We start from the raw sequence: 13,538 nt of genomic DNA, 5'->3' as shown, positions 1-13,538 counted from the left end.
GATTTCACGCTCCCAGGTAAAGTCCAAGTCCAACTGCCCAGACAAGGTTTAAAAGAGCAAGCGGAAACATCTTCTTCCAGCTCAGGTCAACAACCTGATCGATCCTGAATCTCGGAACAACCCACCTGATCCCTACAATTACCATAAGCACGAAGATAGTTTTTATAAGCAGGAAACCTGTCGGGGCAATAAGGCCAAGGAAAGAATTGTTTGCAATAAAGCCCGGTACGTTCCAGCCGCCAAGGAAAAGAAGGGCTACGAGGAAAGAACCAAGCACCATATGCATATATTCGGCAAAGAAACCGAGTCCGAAACGCATTCCACTGTATTCCGTAATCCAGCCTGCTATGATCTCTTCTTCGGACTCGTTCTGGTCAAAGGGAAGTCTTCCCATATCAGCCATAAGGGATACGAAGAATACAAAGCACCCAAGGGGCTGGAGGAAAATATTCCAGTACAAGCCCTGCGCACTCGTAATATCTACTATGTTAAGGGAGCCTGTCATGACAGCCACACTTATGATGGAGATTCCGAGAGGCACTTCATACCCTACCATCCTGGCGAAGTTTCGAAAAGCCCCAAGCAGGGAATATTTACTGTTCGAGCCGTAACCAACCATGAAAATTCCGAAAATGGATAATGCAGATACTGCTTCGATGTAAAGTACGCTGATGTCCATCTCGGTGACCGCAAGCGGATACTCAACCCCATTAATGAAGACCGCACCCACTGGAAGAGCAACAAGCACAAGAAAAACAGAGCCTATCATGAAAATGTTAGCATTATTAAAAAGTAAACTATCAGCATTTTGTGGCTTTATGTCTTCTTTAGTAAAGAGTTTGATTGCATCGGCTACAAGCTGAAAAATCCCGTATTTTCCTACGCGGCAGGGGCCCACCCTTGACTGGATATCGGCAGAAAGCTTTCTCTCGATCCAGACAGCTCCCATTGCTGCGATGAAGATAGCTCCGATGAGAACAAGGCCGATTATTCCACGGACCCAGGGAATTAAAGGAGCTATATAATCAGGAATTACTACTGTCATAAGAATCACCTGTCCGCTTCACTGGTACAGCCGTCCATGCTGCCCGAGATTGATGCTACATCGGCAACAGTCGTGCCTATGATAAGTGGAGGCAGAGCTTGAAGGGTGGGATAGTAAGGGCCCCGGATTTTTACCCTGTAAGGCCTATCCGAACCGTCAGATACCATGTACATCCCCATTTCTCCCCTGGGGTCTTCCACTCTATGGAAGACTTCTCCTGCTGGAACTCTCATTACAGGTGTTCTCCTGCCATACAGACTATTTTCCGGGAAGAGAGGGCCTTCTGGAATCTGGTCTAGGCACTGTTCCAGGATATAGATACTTTCCCGGATCTCGTTAAGCCTGACTTGAACTCTTGCAAAACAGTCTCCTGCGGTTTCGGTGCAGACCTTGAAATCCAGATCTTTGTAAACCAGATAAGGCTCGTTTTTCCGGATATCGAAGGGTACGCCGGTTGCACGTAAAACAGGCCCTGAAACCCCGAGATTCTTTGCGGCATCTGCAGTCAGAACCCCGACTCCTACAGTACGTTCCCTGTAGATCCTGTCAGTGTGGAACATTTGCTCGAAGTTATCGATTTCTTTTTTAAGGCCATTCAGGACAGAGAGGGTTTTTTCTTTAAATCCATCCGGAAGATCGTCGCGTACTCCTCCGAACTTCAGGTAGCTGTGAGTAATCCTTGCCCCTGTTACCATATCGATCAGGCCCACGACATTTTCTCTTTCCCTGATCGCGTACATGAACATAGAGACAAAACCGATAAATTCTGCAAATTCCCCTATACCCAGCAGGTGGCTCTGAATCCTTGTAAGTTCTTCAAGAATAACCCTGATATATTTAGACCTCTCAGGCGGTTCTATATCCAGTAATTTCTCGACACAGCCTACAAAACACTCTTCGTTTACAAGAGCTACAAGGTAGCAGATCCTGTCCACGATTGTGATTCCCTGGAGGTAAGTCTTGTTCTCCAGAATCTTTTCAATGCCTTTATGAATGTAACCCAGTTCGATGTCAGCATCAACGACTGTTTCCCCTTTTAACCTCAGGTTTAGCCTGAATGGACCGGGCTGCATGGGATGCTGAGGCCCCAGGTGTATTATCATCTCGTTTGGTTCAAGACGTTCTTCCATTTTTCACCCTCACACCAAGTTTCTGGCCGTTTTATTCGGAAAGCCCTTGTAGTCTTTCCTGAGGGGCCATTCTCCAAGCATATCTTCCGGAAGTATCAGTGGCTTTAGGTTCGGGTGGTTTTTGAATACAATCCCATAAAGTTCGTAAGTTTCCCTTTCGTACCAGTTTGAGTTCCAGTACACCGATACAATGGATTCGATCTCCGGATTTTCCCTCGGAAGTATGGCTTTCAGCATCAGAACGACAGGATGATTGTATGAAGCGATATGATAGACAACCTCGATCTCATTCCTTTTTATGTAGTCAACCCCGCAGACTACGCAGAGATGATCAAATTGAAGAGAATCCTTCAGGTACTGGCAGACTTCTTTTACTCCGTCCTTATCCACGTATGCCCTGGCGCGGATTTCGGATTCGACAATTGCTTCGGAAATTGCCTCAGGAAATCTACCTGTTAATGACTTGAGAATTTCTGTGACATCCATAATTTTCCCCCAAATAATTCTGAAATTTAATTCTGAAATTTCAGAAAAAACCCAATAACCTTAATTCAATGACCTTAATACTCCGTGCCAAGGTCTTTTTTGGCCTTTATTTTTTCCTGGAGTTCCACAAAGCCCTGGAGCATGGCTTCGGGCCTTGGAGGGCATCCTGGAACGAAAACATCGATTGGAAATATCTCATCAATGTTCTGAACCGTACTGTAAGACTCATAAAACGGGCCACCACTAATCGAACAATCTCCAATAGCGATGACCCACTTGGGAGAAGGCATCTGTTCCCAGAGTCTCTTCAGAGCGGGCAGGTATTTCTTTGTCACGTAACCGCTGATGAGCATGACATCGGCCTGTCTTGGAGAGTTTCTCGGAATAATCCCGAAACGGTCAGTATCATAGTGGGCACAGCCCATAGCAATCATCTCTACCCCGCAGCAGCCCATAGGCTGGGTCATGAACCACATTGAGTTTTTCCTTCCCCAATTGATAAGATCCTGAGCCTTAGTTTTCTTGAGGAAGTCACTGATCGCACTCGCCGTCGTTGTGATAACACCAGGGACTTCTTCTACAGAGGTCTCATCTGATGTACTCGTTTTTTGCTCCTTCACTTCACCCACGTAAGGGCCCCCTTCTTCCAGAGATAAATATATCCAAATAGTAGTATAAAAATAAAGGCAAACATCTCAACTAATGCAATTGAGGTGATCCCGTGCCCCTTATAGACTGTAGCCCAGGGATAAAGGAAAAGCACCTCTACGTCAAAGAGCACAAAAGCAATCGCATAAAGGTAGTACTCAACATTGAACTGGATCCTTGCAGTTCCTGTGGGAACCGAGCCCGATTCGTATGTAGTATATTTGCTAGCTGCCTTGCTCCTCGGGCTCAGTTTCTTTACCATAAACATTGTCATTGGTGGCATGAGAATTGCAATGACCAGAAATATTGCAACTGGTATGTAGCTATCAATTATTCCAGACATTAGTATCACCTGTCAAAGTGTGGCAACCTGAATTGAAGCGTTACATGACATGGATTGTGGGTTTGGACAAAAAACTGTGTCCGAGCACCCTGGTTTGAGGAAAATCGTTTTCAGTCCAGACACAGGCCCTTAGAAATGTCTGAATCCACAGATCCTCATTTTTAATGAACAGGATTCCTGCGTACAGACATTTGCTTCCGGGCTCTGAAAATATAGGTTCATTTGCCCGGAAATTATGGAATAAATTGCCAGAAGTGCAGGAGAGATCCTGCATCAGGCAGCATAGGTATAATTGAGTGAAATTAATATGATTAATAATTAAGATTACAGAACTCCATATTTAGTCCTGCAAATGAGTAAGGCGTTGTCTACAGATATTTGCTAGATAATGAATAATATATAAATATATAAATATTAAGTATAAATAATTAAAAATTCGTCTTTAAAAATATAGATATGTTTAAAAAATTGGAGCAAAATCACTGTCCGCTTACTAAGTTAGATATTAATTACAGAAATGCTACTCCCTCCGAGACATCCAAAACATCAATAATATAACAGATAAAATATAATTCATAGTAAAATATAATATATAGTAGATATAAGTGGGCTCCATGTGTGTACAATTAAATATATATACATTATAATTATTTTAAATTGAATAAAGCATTCGTAATATAATAAGAATAATCGTGAGAATTCCTAGAATAAAAAGCTTTTCAGGCCTCGCCAAAAACAAAAATAATAAAAGGTTGAAAAATAGTCGAGATTCTCTTGCCACAGAATCTGAAATGAAAGAGTCCATTTTTACTTATTGCGAGATATAATTAAAATTGATAGCAAAGTCCGCAGCAACATAGTATAAAAACAGAAAAAATTATGTTACCGAGTACGAAATAAGTCGCCGCACTTACGGCAAAGAGAATATAACACTTCTTAATATAATCTGCTGAGTATAATCCTGAGAACACACAGTACCAATACATTATAATAAGTCCTTTCATGATAGAAAAGCTGGTGGAATCGCATGAAGATTAATGATAATTGTGTAGGGTGCGGCCAGTGTGTTTCTTTTTGCAAAAAAGGAGCAATAGAGGTAAAAGGAAAGGCACGAGCTACTGACGCCTGCGTAGACTGCGGAATCTGCGTTCTCTACTGTCCTGTTAAGGCCATAGAGGTGTCAGCGTGAAAGCGATTGTAATTGGTGCGGGACTTGGAGGGCTTTTAAGTGCTGCCAGGCTCTCAAAGGCAGGATACCAGGTAGACGTTTTTGAAAGGCTTCCTATAACCGGAGGAAGATTTACAAACCTCAGTTACAAAGGCTTCCAGCTTTCAAGCGGAGCTTTCCATATCCTACCTCACGGACCTTCAGGCCCTCTGGCCCAGTTTCTTAAGGAGGTTGGGGCTGATGTGAAGATCGTGAGATCAGACTTAACAACCGTGCGCGTACCCCTGAAAAAGGGTAGTCTAGATTATGCTAAAGGCTTCAAAGATATTTCTTTTTCTGATTTTTCCACACTTCTCTCACACAAAGACCGCCTGAAGATCGCCCTTCTTATAGTAAGTACACGAAAGAACCACCCGACAGGAAGCAGTCTGCAGGCCTGGATCAAAACCCAGTTTAAGGACGAATGGCTTGTAAAATTTGCAGATTCGTTCTGCGGCTGGGCATTGAGCATGAGAAGTGATGAAGTCCCTGTAGAGGAAATCTTCGAGATTATCGAAAACATGTACAGATTCGGTGGTCCAGGCATTCCTATTGGAGGATGCAAAGGAGTGATCGATGCTCTGGAAAGTGTAATTACTGCAAACGGCGGAGAGATTCATACTAAAACTGAGGTTTCAAAAATCCTTTTGGAAAACGGCAAAGCTGCAGGCGTGCTCATTGGGGAGGAAGCCTATAAAGCAGATCTGGTCATCAGCAATCTGGGACATGTTGCAACAGCCTGTCTTTGCAGGGAAGCTCTTGCAGTAGAGAAAGACTCAGAATACCTCAAAAAGCTTGAAACCCTGAAACCCTCGGCCGGCATAAAGATTTGCCTTTCTGCAGACGAACCGCTAGTAGGGCACTCGGGTGTCCTTCTGACCCCATACGCAAGAAGGGTAAATGGGATCGATGAGGTTACGCATGTTGATCCTAAACTCGCTCCACCTGGCAAGCACCTTACAATGTCCCATCAATACGTAGCTCCAGAGAATGTGAAAAATCTCGAAGCCGAAATAGAATTAGGGCTTCAGGATCTTAAAGAAATCTTTCCCGACAAAAAATACGAAGTTCTGCTCATTCAGTCATACCATGACAACTGGCCGGTAAACAGGGCAGCCTCAGGTACCGACCCTGGCAATGAAACTCCGATTCCCGGGCTCTACGTTGTAGGGGACGGAGCCAAAGGTAGAGGAGGCATCGAAGTCGAAGGTTTAACTCTCGGTGTAGCTTCAACCATGAAGAAAGTCTTAGGCTGAAATTTCAGAAACAAACCCCAGCAGGTGTTTTACCATTCCACCAAAAAATTCCAGTTTTGTAACCTACTCGAAAAATGTTTTCATCCCTGTAACCAACATCTGCAGGAACCATTGTGGGTACTGCGGCTTCAGGCGGGAACCCGGACAACCGGGTGCCAGGCTCATGAAGCCCAGAGAAATCCTTCCTGTGCTTGAAAATGGGGTAAAGGCGGGGTGCACTGAAGCCCTTTTCACCTTCGGAGAGGATGCTGAGGAAGTTCCAGAATACAGGAAGTGGCTTGAAGAACTTGGTTATTCTTCCACCCTGGAATACTTTTGTTTTCTCTGTGAAACTGCAATCGAGATAGGAATCCTCCCTCATACGAATGCAGGAATCATGACGCGTTCGGAGCTGAAGGCTTTAAAGCCTCTCAACGCAAGCATGGGCCTCATGCTTGAAAGCACGGCAATCCTGGACGCCCATAAAGACTGCCCTGGTAAAGTTCCAGAACTCAGGCTTGAGACCATCCGTGAAGCCGGAAAACTCCAGATTCCCTATACTACAGGCCTCCTTGTAGGGATTGGGGAGAAAAGGGAGGACAGAATAGAGTCCCTTAAGGCTATTGCGGACCTCCACATGGAATACGGGCATATCCAAGAGGTTATAATCCAGAATTTTGCCCCAAAACCCGGAACGGCAATGGAAAACTTTCCCGCACCTACGGTAGAGCAGATGATTGATACTATAGTCCTGGCAAGGCAGATTCTCCCTCCTGATGTGGCAGTGCAGGTTGCCCCAAACCTTATAGATCCAAAAGCCCTTATCGCAAAAGGGGTAGGTGATCTGGGAGGTATATCCCCACTGACAATTGACTGGATTAACCCTGAAGCCGAATGGCCGGATGTAAAGAACCTGAAAGAGAAACTTGGTCCTATTTTGCTCAGGGAACGCCTGCCAATTTATCCTCAGTATGTAAAAAAAGGGTGGTATATGGGTAGAATAGGCGAGCTTATAGAACTACTCGCGGATACTGACGGTTACAGGAAACAACCCTGAAAAGGGCACGCGGAGAAATTGAAAAATGAATAACAGGATTCCCGAAGATCTCATAGAACGTGCATACCAGGGGAAAAGCACAAAAGAAGATGGGCTTCTGCTCCTGGAGCTCCCTCCTTTAGAACTCTTCAGGTTTGCGGACGAACTCCGCTCCCTTGCAACAGGAAATATAGTTACTTACGTAGTAAACCGGAACATTAACTTTACCAGCCGATGTGTAGGAACCTGTAGATTCTGTGCATTCCGGACAAATACAGGCCGGGTTCTCAGCCTTGAGGAAATTCTGGGAAAGGTCAGAGAGGCAGAACAGGCAAATGCTACAGAAGTATGTATTCAGGGCGGGCTTCTTCCTGAGGTAGGCCTGGATTTTTACCTTGGGATTGTAGAAGCTATAAAAGCCGAGTTTCCTGAAATGCATATTCACTCTTTTTCACCAATGGAAGTATACCACGCTGCCCGTAATAGTGGAATCACGGTAAAAGAAGCCCTTTTCAGGCTCAAGAAAAGTGGGCTTGACACAATGCCAGGAACTGCAGCCGAAATTCTTTCAGACAGGGTGCGGGAGATAATCTGCCCCTCGAAACTAAAGACAGCAGAATGGATTGAGGTAGTTAGGCAGGCACATGCTGCAGGCATTCCAACAACTGCAACAATGATGTATGGGCATATCGAGACCCTAGAGGAGAGAATCGATCATATGTTGATTATAAGGGAAATCCAGAAAGAAACAGGCGGGATTACTGAATTTGTGCCCCTGCCTTTTATGCCCTATAATAATCCAGTAGGGGAAAAGATGATTAAAGAAGGTCGATATGCCACTCCTGGACTTGAGGATCTGAAAACTTATGCAATTTCTCGTATTCTACTCTACGGACATGTAGATAATATTCAAGCAAGCTGGGTGAAGTTAGGGAAAAAGTTTGCTCAATTCGCCCTTCACTGCGGCGCTAACGATCTTGGGGGTACGCTTATGGAAGAAAGCATTTCCAGATCTGCAGGAGCTTCTAATGGAGAACAGATATCTGTAGAAGAACTTGAATGGATGATCTATGGAGCCGGTAGAGTTCCAAAAGAGAGAAACACTCTGTACGGAAGAGTTAATGAGCTGGTCTCACGAAATCCGAAGAGATCAGGGTGCAGAGCCAAATGAGAATTTATCCATTGGGGTAGAAATATTAGCTTAAACAGGAATGATCGGGATGTACATGAAAAAACCGACAGCAATACCCGATGATGTCCTTGAGAGGGCATATGAGGGAAACTGTACCAAAGAGGATGCGCTTATCCTGCTCAAAGGAAGCCCATTTGAGTTATTCGAACTTGCCGACACCCTGCGAGCCCATGCCGTAGGCGATACCGTCAGTTATGTCACCAACCAAAATATTTACATCACAAATAAATGCGTAGGAAACTGCGGATTCTGTGCTTACAGAACTGAAAAAGGGTACATACTGAGTGTGGAAGAAATCCTGGAAAAGGTATGTGAGGCCAGAAAAGCCGGGGTTGTCGAGGTTTGTATCCAGGGAGGATATATCCCTGAAATCGACATGGAGTTCTATCTTGAGATTGTAGAGTCAATAAAAGCCGAGTTTCCTGAAATCTGCATTCATGCTCTGTCCCCGATGGAAGTAAACTATGCGGCGGGAATTTCAGGCATGCCCGTAAAAGAGGCTCTGCGTAAACTTAAAGAAAGCGGTCTTGATTCGCTTACCGGAACCTCGGCCGAGATTCTATCAGATAGGGTGAGAAAGATAATCTGTCCAGGAAAAATAAATACTCAGCAATGGATAGATACTATAAAAACCGCTCATAAAACCGGAATTTCCACGAATGCAACTATTATGTATGGTCATGTGGAGACGCTCGAAGAACGTCTGGATCATGTATTCACTATTCGAGAAATCCAGAAAGAAACAAGAGGATTCACAGAACTTATTCCGATGTCCTTTTTGCCCTATAATAACAGGATAGGAGAAAAACTACTGGCATCCGGAAAGTTTGCAAGCACAGGACTTGAAGACCTGCAGCTCATTGCCATTTCCCGGATAATCCTCCACACTTATGTAAACAATATTCAGGCCACCTGGGTTAAGCTCGGTAAAAAACTTGCTCAATTCGCCCTGCACTGCGGAGCAAATGATCTGGGAGGCACGCTTATGGAAGACCAGATCTCAACAGCGTCCGGAGGAAATCACGGAGAATATGTGTCTCCCGCCGAATTCGAATGGATGATAAAAGGGGCAGGAAGAATCCCTATGCATAGAGATACTCTCTACAGAAAGGTAGAACCAGACTTCCCTAATAGAGTAGGCACCCTTCCCAGTTTAGGAAAAACAAAGATAGGCAGTAAAGAGTAACCTACCCGAGTTGCCGCCCGAGTTCCGTCACCCGAGTCCCGTCTCGGGAGGACGGAGCCCTTTTCGCTCACTTCGTTCGCTCAAGAGGGCTGAACTATAATGAAAAGATACTAAGCTGAGCCAAGAAGGCTGACATATAGAATAAGGTTAATTTGCCTGAGATGGCAAGTTTTGTAAAGTTACTGACTTTTCATGTTCCCTTTTCAGTAAACTTAATGATCTAAAATGAGCCAGAGCCAGTAAAATCGCCTGCAAGCCGGAACCAGAAGAAAAATGAATTTTCGGCCACAGGGGTTTTAATCAATTATATAAATTTCAGTGAATTAAATTTAAGGTTTATGTTTACTTATTCTAACTTAGATTTTCAGGAGTTCAGATGAAAGCTGTAATCCCCTATAAAAAATCCAGTGCAAAATCCAGATTGTCCCCTGTCTTGACTCGGAAAGAGCGAGAAGAGTTCGTGGAACTGATGCTGAATCAGGTAATAGACACCCTTAAGGAAGCCGGTATAGAAAAAATCGATATTCTCAGTCCTTCGATGTATGGACTTGAGAATATGAAGAAAGCCAATGTGCTTCTTGACAAAGACGATCTGAACGAGGCTCTTAACAGGTATCTTGAGCAGGCTGAAGAGCCGGTTATGATTGTTATGGCTGATCTTCCCCTTCTTTCTTCTGAGCACGTAAAAGAAATAATTTCGACTAAAAAGGATATCTGTATCGTCCCTGGGAAAGGGGGAGGTACCAATGCTCTTTTTATAAAGAATCCCTCGAGCTATAGGGTAAGGTATTATGGTTCGAGTTTTCTGAATCATTGTTCAATTGCAGCCGAATTCGAGCAGAACTTTGAGATATATGACTCTTTCTTCGCAGGTACCGATATCGATGAGCCCGAAGATCTGGTAGAACTTCTCATACATGGAAAAGGACCTGCAAAAGAATATATAAACAAAAAATTCAGGCTTGAAATAAGCAGGGGAAGGGTAAGATTGGCTCCAATTTGAAGTTACCAGCGCAACAATAGTTGAATGATTGGAAAACTTGTTAAGTAAGACCTATTTGTAATTAGTTTATCTTTTTCCCATACCACCTATAAAAATATAAGAAATTTGAATTCTATCTTGATTGGTTTATATACCATCACATATACTCTTTTAATTTTTTGTTTTTAAACTATTTGTCAAAAACTCAGTATGGGTTTAAAAAATAATTTAAAGATACTTGCTCTCGAATGCAGATTAACAACTATTCTTAGGCAAGTTTCTACTCACAGCAAACTGCAGGTATTCAGCTTAAGTAAACTCACAGCATCAAGCTTGAATTACTCATTTTGGTATTTTATTCTGATGATGTGTCAAAGAAAATATATAATGTACCATTATGAATTATGAAATATTCTCCCGATTTTGCATCATGAATTACCCTTTCATTCATATCTACAGCAGCATCCACAAGGTCCTTAAGTGAAGAAATCTTAATCTGAAGAAAAGATTTCCTGTCTTCTGGGAGTTCTCCTTTGCTGATGAACTCTTTAAAAGACGAATTTTTGCTTTCTTTTTCTAATTTTTCTATGTATGCCCGATCAATTTTATTCATTTTCCGGATAGGAATGAGCATGCCCTCTAAAATTGCGCTTAACAAAAATAAAAACAGAGGAAATTTGATCTTTGATAGTGAAGGAGGTTTTTTAATCATGATACTTTTATACTTATCTTCGCTGAAACTTAGATTTTCAGGCATCTGATAGTATGTGGAACTGATATTGACAGGTATAGCAAAATTTTTCACACCTTTAACGTTTTCTTCGTTTATTTTCCCTTCATACTGGATAATGGTAACAATTTCTGTCGTTGGACTTGAGGAATAGTTCAACTGATCCTGCACTTCCTTTACCATTAATTGGATTTCAGGCACGTCAATGGTAAAATGCGAGGTCAGAGAATCTCCATTTTTCATCTTAGTGGTTATTGAATCGCCAACCTGGAAATTTTTCTGCCAGAAAATTTCCTGCTCTTCTCCGAACCCTTCCCCACATTTTGCCACAATCATTGTCTTAGCTTTTACATTGAGATCGGCAGAATCTTCGGCTTCAATGCTGTATACGAAAGAAATGTCTGCGGTAGGAGATACTGAATAAAAATAAGCCGGATTTCCCATTTCAAGCCTAGTACCTTTCGGGTAGAGAGGGTTGGACTTTGTTACAGGGGCTGAATATGTATAACTGCCAAGCTGCGTATAGGAAGTTACATTCTTTTCTTCATATGATGCCCTGGTATATTCCTCATGCATCCAGAGACCAGAAAGAATCATTCCCAAAAAAGATATAAAGATGAGCATATTCGCATTGTCTATTAAAATGTTTTTTAATTTAAAGAGTACAGTTTCTACCGTTTTACCACCATCTTCTAGTGATTATTCCATATGTGTTATGCAGATATTCCATCATTGATAGGCGACATTTTCCATACACTTGAAAACTTTCGTTACTCGATACCTTAGTTTTACAGTGTACACGTTTTGATTCCTGCAGACAGGTAAGTTTATATTACTCACAAGGCTATAAGCGTCAAATTCCATTAGAGCATGGATTCCATAGGTTTATTCCAGATGGAATGCCATCTTCCACTGTGCGACCAAACGGCGGAGCTTTCTCTTTTTACTTTTTTTGCCAATACTCGATTTTTGGTACCAGAGGGGAACTAAAAGTAGTGTAGATAGAAAAGTATATAATCCAACCCCTGTAATAGCAGGAAAGTAAGGGTTTATTTCTGCAAGCTTAACTATCCAGAAGACCGGCAAAACATAAGGTACCGAGCTGATCGTTGAAGGTGTGTTTTCCGGCGCGATAACCTGAGTCTCATTATCCGGAGTAACCACTCCGTACCAGGAATTAATCGCAATTCTCTGTCCCGAATCTTCAGGTGTGAAAACGTATACCATAGGAAGAGATCTGGAATTCTCTATAGTGTTTTCTCTCTCAAGAATTATAGATCCATTCGTTCCCAGATTGGGTATGACTATCCCTGTAGAAATAAGCCCGGTTATAAGAATGATTGCTGCCAGTCTTTTCCCTTTTATCATATAATAGATTCTCCTGGCCATTTTCTTCTGTTCGATTTCGAATTTTCTAGCACGTGCAGGGTTGCTGTACAGAATCAAATTTCTTATTTCCTCGATGACGAGCAAACTTGCAGGCATTATGATTGTCAAGAGAAAAATATGATTATTTTTTGAGATCTCGGGAAGATAGCCTACAAATGGGATAACAAATGTTAGTCTTCCCACAACATCTGATGCAGGCACCTTAAAATCGTCTTTTACATTGTTTGCATCCCCTTTTGTCTGGAAGATACGCTTTTTTCCTTCTTCTAAGGAAATTATTCGGTGAGTGATGAAACTATTGGGTTTATCCCCTGGATCTTTAAAGGCTATAACGTCCCCGACAACAAGGTCATTTGGATCTACGGATCTTATAATAACCATATCTCCAGGTAGCATTATCGGGGTCATGCTTCCACTCAATACAATCATGGGTTTCTCTGACCCTGTAAAGAATGGAATTAAAGCACTGACTAAAAAAACTATAATGAGCAGAAAAATTGCTATCTGGAGAATTTTTATTTCTTTCATTATTCTGTTTCCGTTCTAGAGTTATTATCCCCATTTTTATCTAGAGGTTTAGATACAGAAATCTCACCTGTTTTTACATTCTGATCATCTACATTGAACGCAGTCAGAGTAATAGTATAATTTCCTGCTGTAGAGTAAATGTGCACAGGATTTTGCTCAGTTGAGGTTGATCCATCTCCAAAGTCCCAGTTCCATTCTGATGCATTTTCGGAGAAATCAATAAACTGCACTGTTAATGGAGCCGAACCGAGTGTGAGGTTAGTTGTAAAGTTTGCTGCAGGAGGAGACGGTGGCAGGACAGTGATTGAAGAGAAAGTTGAATTCGTATTATGTACATTGCTTACTGTAAGCCTGACCGTGTAATTTCCTGCTGTAGAGTAAATGTGCACAGGATTTTGCTC

At 42.5% G+C, this 13,538-nt stretch carries 16 protein-coding genes; 6 read left to right on the top strand and 10 right to left on the bottom strand.

Annotation, left to right across the window (positions count from 1 at the left end; genetic code table 11):
* Positions 1-4: 4 nt before the first annotated feature.
* From fpoH to BP549_RS13020, 6 genes are all read right to left on the bottom strand, one after another.
* Positions 5-1,045, bottom strand: a complete 1,041-nt coding sequence (gene fpoH, locus BP549_RS13045) for a F420H2 dehydrogenase subunit FpoH (protein ID WP_292381286.1) — start codon at positions 1,043-1,045, stop codon at positions 5-7.
* A gap of 5 nt (positions 1,046-1,050) precedes the next feature.
* On the bottom strand, positions 1,051-2,175 hold the full coding sequence (fpoD, locus tag BP549_RS13040) for a F420H2 dehydrogenase subunit FpoD (protein WP_292381283.1): 1,125 nt from the start codon (positions 2,173-2,175) through the stop codon (positions 1,051-1,053).
* Between the two features lie 9 nt (positions 2,176-2,184).
* Positions 2,185-2,661 (bottom strand): F420H2 dehydrogenase subunit FpoC, encoded by a 477-nt coding sequence (gene fpoC / locus BP549_RS13035; protein WP_292381280.1) that lies wholly within the window; start codon positions 2,659-2,661, stop codon positions 2,185-2,187.
* 74 nt (positions 2,662-2,735) lie between these two features.
* On the bottom strand, positions 2,736-3,290 hold the full coding sequence (fpoB, locus tag BP549_RS13030) for a F(420)H(2) dehydrogenase subunit B (protein WP_292381277.1): 555 nt from the start codon (positions 3,288-3,290) through the stop codon (positions 2,736-2,738).
* Positions 3,278-3,652 carry a F420H2 dehydrogenase subunit FpoA gene (gene fpoA / locus BP549_RS13025; protein ID WP_292381531.1) on the bottom strand — a complete coding sequence of 125 codons (375 nt, stop codon included), beginning with the start codon at positions 3,650-3,652 and terminating at the stop codon, positions 3,278-3,280. Before fpoA ends, fpoB begins: the two co-directional genes overlap by 13 nt.
* Before the next feature lie 40 nt (positions 3,653-3,692).
* A complete protein-coding gene (locus BP549_RS13020; RefSeq protein WP_292381276.1) occupies positions 3,693-3,926 on the bottom strand; it encodes a hypothetical protein in 234 nt (77 codons plus the stop codon).
* Positions 3,927-4,679: 753 nt separating this feature from the next.
* Here BP549_RS13020 and BP549_RS13015 point away from each other — a divergent pair.
* Both BP549_RS13015 and BP549_RS13010 read left to right on the top strand, forming a co-directional pair.
* Positions 4,680-4,841, top strand: a complete 162-nt coding sequence (locus BP549_RS13015; protein ID WP_292373091.1) for a 4Fe-4S binding protein — start codon at positions 4,680-4,682, stop codon at positions 4,839-4,841.
* Positions 4,838-6,115 carry a phytoene desaturase family protein gene (locus tag BP549_RS13010; protein ID WP_292381273.1) on the top strand — a complete coding sequence of 426 codons (1,278 nt, stop codon included), beginning with the start codon at positions 4,838-4,840 and terminating at the stop codon, positions 6,113-6,115. The genes BP549_RS13015 and BP549_RS13010 overlap by 4 nt, the downstream gene beginning before the upstream one ends.
* A gap of 4 nt (positions 6,116-6,119) precedes the next feature.
* Here the strand turns inward: BP549_RS13010 and BP549_RS13005 are convergent, their stop codons facing one another.
* On the bottom strand, positions 6,120-6,263 hold the full coding sequence (locus BP549_RS13005) for a hypothetical protein (protein WP_292381271.1): 144 nt from the start codon (positions 6,261-6,263) through the stop codon (positions 6,120-6,122).
* Between BP549_RS13005 and cofG the strand changes: the two genes are divergently transcribed.
* From cofG to cofC, 4 genes are all read left to right on the top strand, one after another.
* Positions 6,198-7,151 carry a 7,8-didemethyl-8-hydroxy-5-deazariboflavin synthase CofG gene (gene cofG, locus BP549_RS13000; RefSeq protein WP_292381529.1) on the top strand — a complete coding sequence of 318 codons (954 nt, stop codon included), beginning with the start codon at positions 6,198-6,200 and terminating at the stop codon, positions 7,149-7,151. The two genes, BP549_RS13005 and cofG, sit on opposite strands and share 66 nt — an antisense overlap.
* A 25-nt stretch (positions 7,152-7,176) precedes the next feature.
* Positions 7,177-8,301: a 5-amino-6-(D-ribitylamino)uracil--L-tyrosine 4-hydroxyphenyl transferase CofH gene (cofH, locus tag BP549_RS12995; protein WP_292381268.1), complete on the top strand. Its 1,125-nt coding sequence runs from the start codon at positions 7,177-7,179 to the stop codon at positions 8,299-8,301.
* A gap of 49 nt (positions 8,302-8,350) precedes the next feature.
* Complete coding sequence (gene cofH / locus BP549_RS12990; protein ID WP_292381266.1) at positions 8,351-9,508, top strand: 5-amino-6-(D-ribitylamino)uracil--L-tyrosine 4-hydroxyphenyl transferase CofH; 1,158 nt, start codon at positions 8,351-8,353, stop codon at positions 9,506-9,508.
* A gap of 376 nt (positions 9,509-9,884) precedes the next feature.
* Positions 9,885-10,511 (top strand): 2-phospho-L-lactate guanylyltransferase, encoded by a 627-nt coding sequence (gene cofC / locus BP549_RS12985; protein ID WP_292381263.1) that lies wholly within the window; start codon positions 9,885-9,887, stop codon positions 10,509-10,511.
* A 334-nt stretch (positions 10,512-10,845) separates the two neighbouring features.
* Here cofC and BP549_RS12980 read toward each other — a convergent pair whose 3' ends face one another.
* The 3 genes from BP549_RS12980 to BP549_RS12970 form a co-directional block, all read right to left on the bottom strand.
* Positions 10,846-11,844 carry a DUF5305 domain-containing protein gene (locus tag BP549_RS12980; protein ID WP_292381260.1) on the bottom strand — a complete coding sequence of 333 codons (999 nt, stop codon included), beginning with the start codon at positions 11,842-11,844 and terminating at the stop codon, positions 10,846-10,848.
* A 261-nt stretch (positions 11,845-12,105) separates the two neighbouring features.
* Complete coding sequence (locus BP549_RS12975) at positions 12,106-13,137, bottom strand: signal peptidase I (protein WP_292381258.1); 1,032 nt, start codon at positions 13,135-13,137, stop codon at positions 12,106-12,108.
* Positions 13,137-13,538 (bottom strand): PKD domain-containing protein (locus tag BP549_RS12970; RefSeq protein ID WP_292381256.1); only part of this gene is annotated, 402 nt, incomplete at its 5' end. The genes BP549_RS12970 and BP549_RS12975, both read right to left, overlap by 1 nt.

The sequence above is a fragment of the Methanosarcina sp. UBA289 genome, from assembly GCA_002496565.1.
Lineage (GTDB): Archaea > Halobacteriota > Methanosarcinia > Methanosarcinales > Methanosarcinaceae > Methanosarcina.
The sequence above is the reverse complement of the archived record's forward strand: the minus strand, read 5'-3'. Positions and strand labels throughout refer to the sequence as shown.

Coding starts and splice junctions, on each gene's coding strand:
- cofH (WP_292381268.1), top strand. CDS start 7,177: ATGAATAACAGGATTCCCGAAGATCTCATAGAACGTGCATACCAGGGG.
- cofC (WP_292381263.1), top strand. CDS start 9,885: ATGAAAGCTGTAATCCCCTATAAAAAATCCAGTGCAAAATCCAGATTG.
- BP549_RS13020 (WP_292381276.1), bottom strand. CDS start 3,926: ATGCAGGATCTCTCCTGCACTTCTGGCAATTTATTCCATAATTTCCGG.
- cofH (WP_292381266.1), top strand. CDS start 8,351: ATGTACATGAAAAAACCGACAGCAATACCCGATGATGTCCTTGAGAGG.
- fpoA (WP_292381531.1), bottom strand. CDS start 3,652: ATGTCTGGAATAATTGATAGCTACATACCAGTTGCAATATTTCTGGTC.
- BP549_RS13015 (WP_292373091.1), top strand. CDS start 4,680: ATGAAGATTAATGATAATTGTGTAGGGTGCGGCCAGTGTGTTTCTTTT.
- fpoD (WP_292381283.1), bottom strand. CDS start 2,175: ATGGAAGAACGTCTTGAACCAAACGAGATGATAATACACCTGGGGCCT.
- BP549_RS12975 (WP_292381258.1), bottom strand. CDS start 13,137: ATGAAAGAAATAAAAATTCTCCAGATAGCAATTTTTCTGCTCATTATA.
- fpoC (WP_292381280.1), bottom strand. CDS start 2,661: ATGGATGTCACAGAAATTCTCAAGTCATTAACAGGTAGATTTCCTGAG.
- BP549_RS12980 (WP_292381260.1), bottom strand. CDS start 11,844: ATGCTCATCTTTATATCTTTTTTGGGAATGATTCTTTCTGGTCTCTGG.
- fpoH (WP_292381286.1), bottom strand. CDS start 1,045: ATGACAGTAGTAATTCCTGATTATATAGCTCCTTTAATTCCCTGGGTC.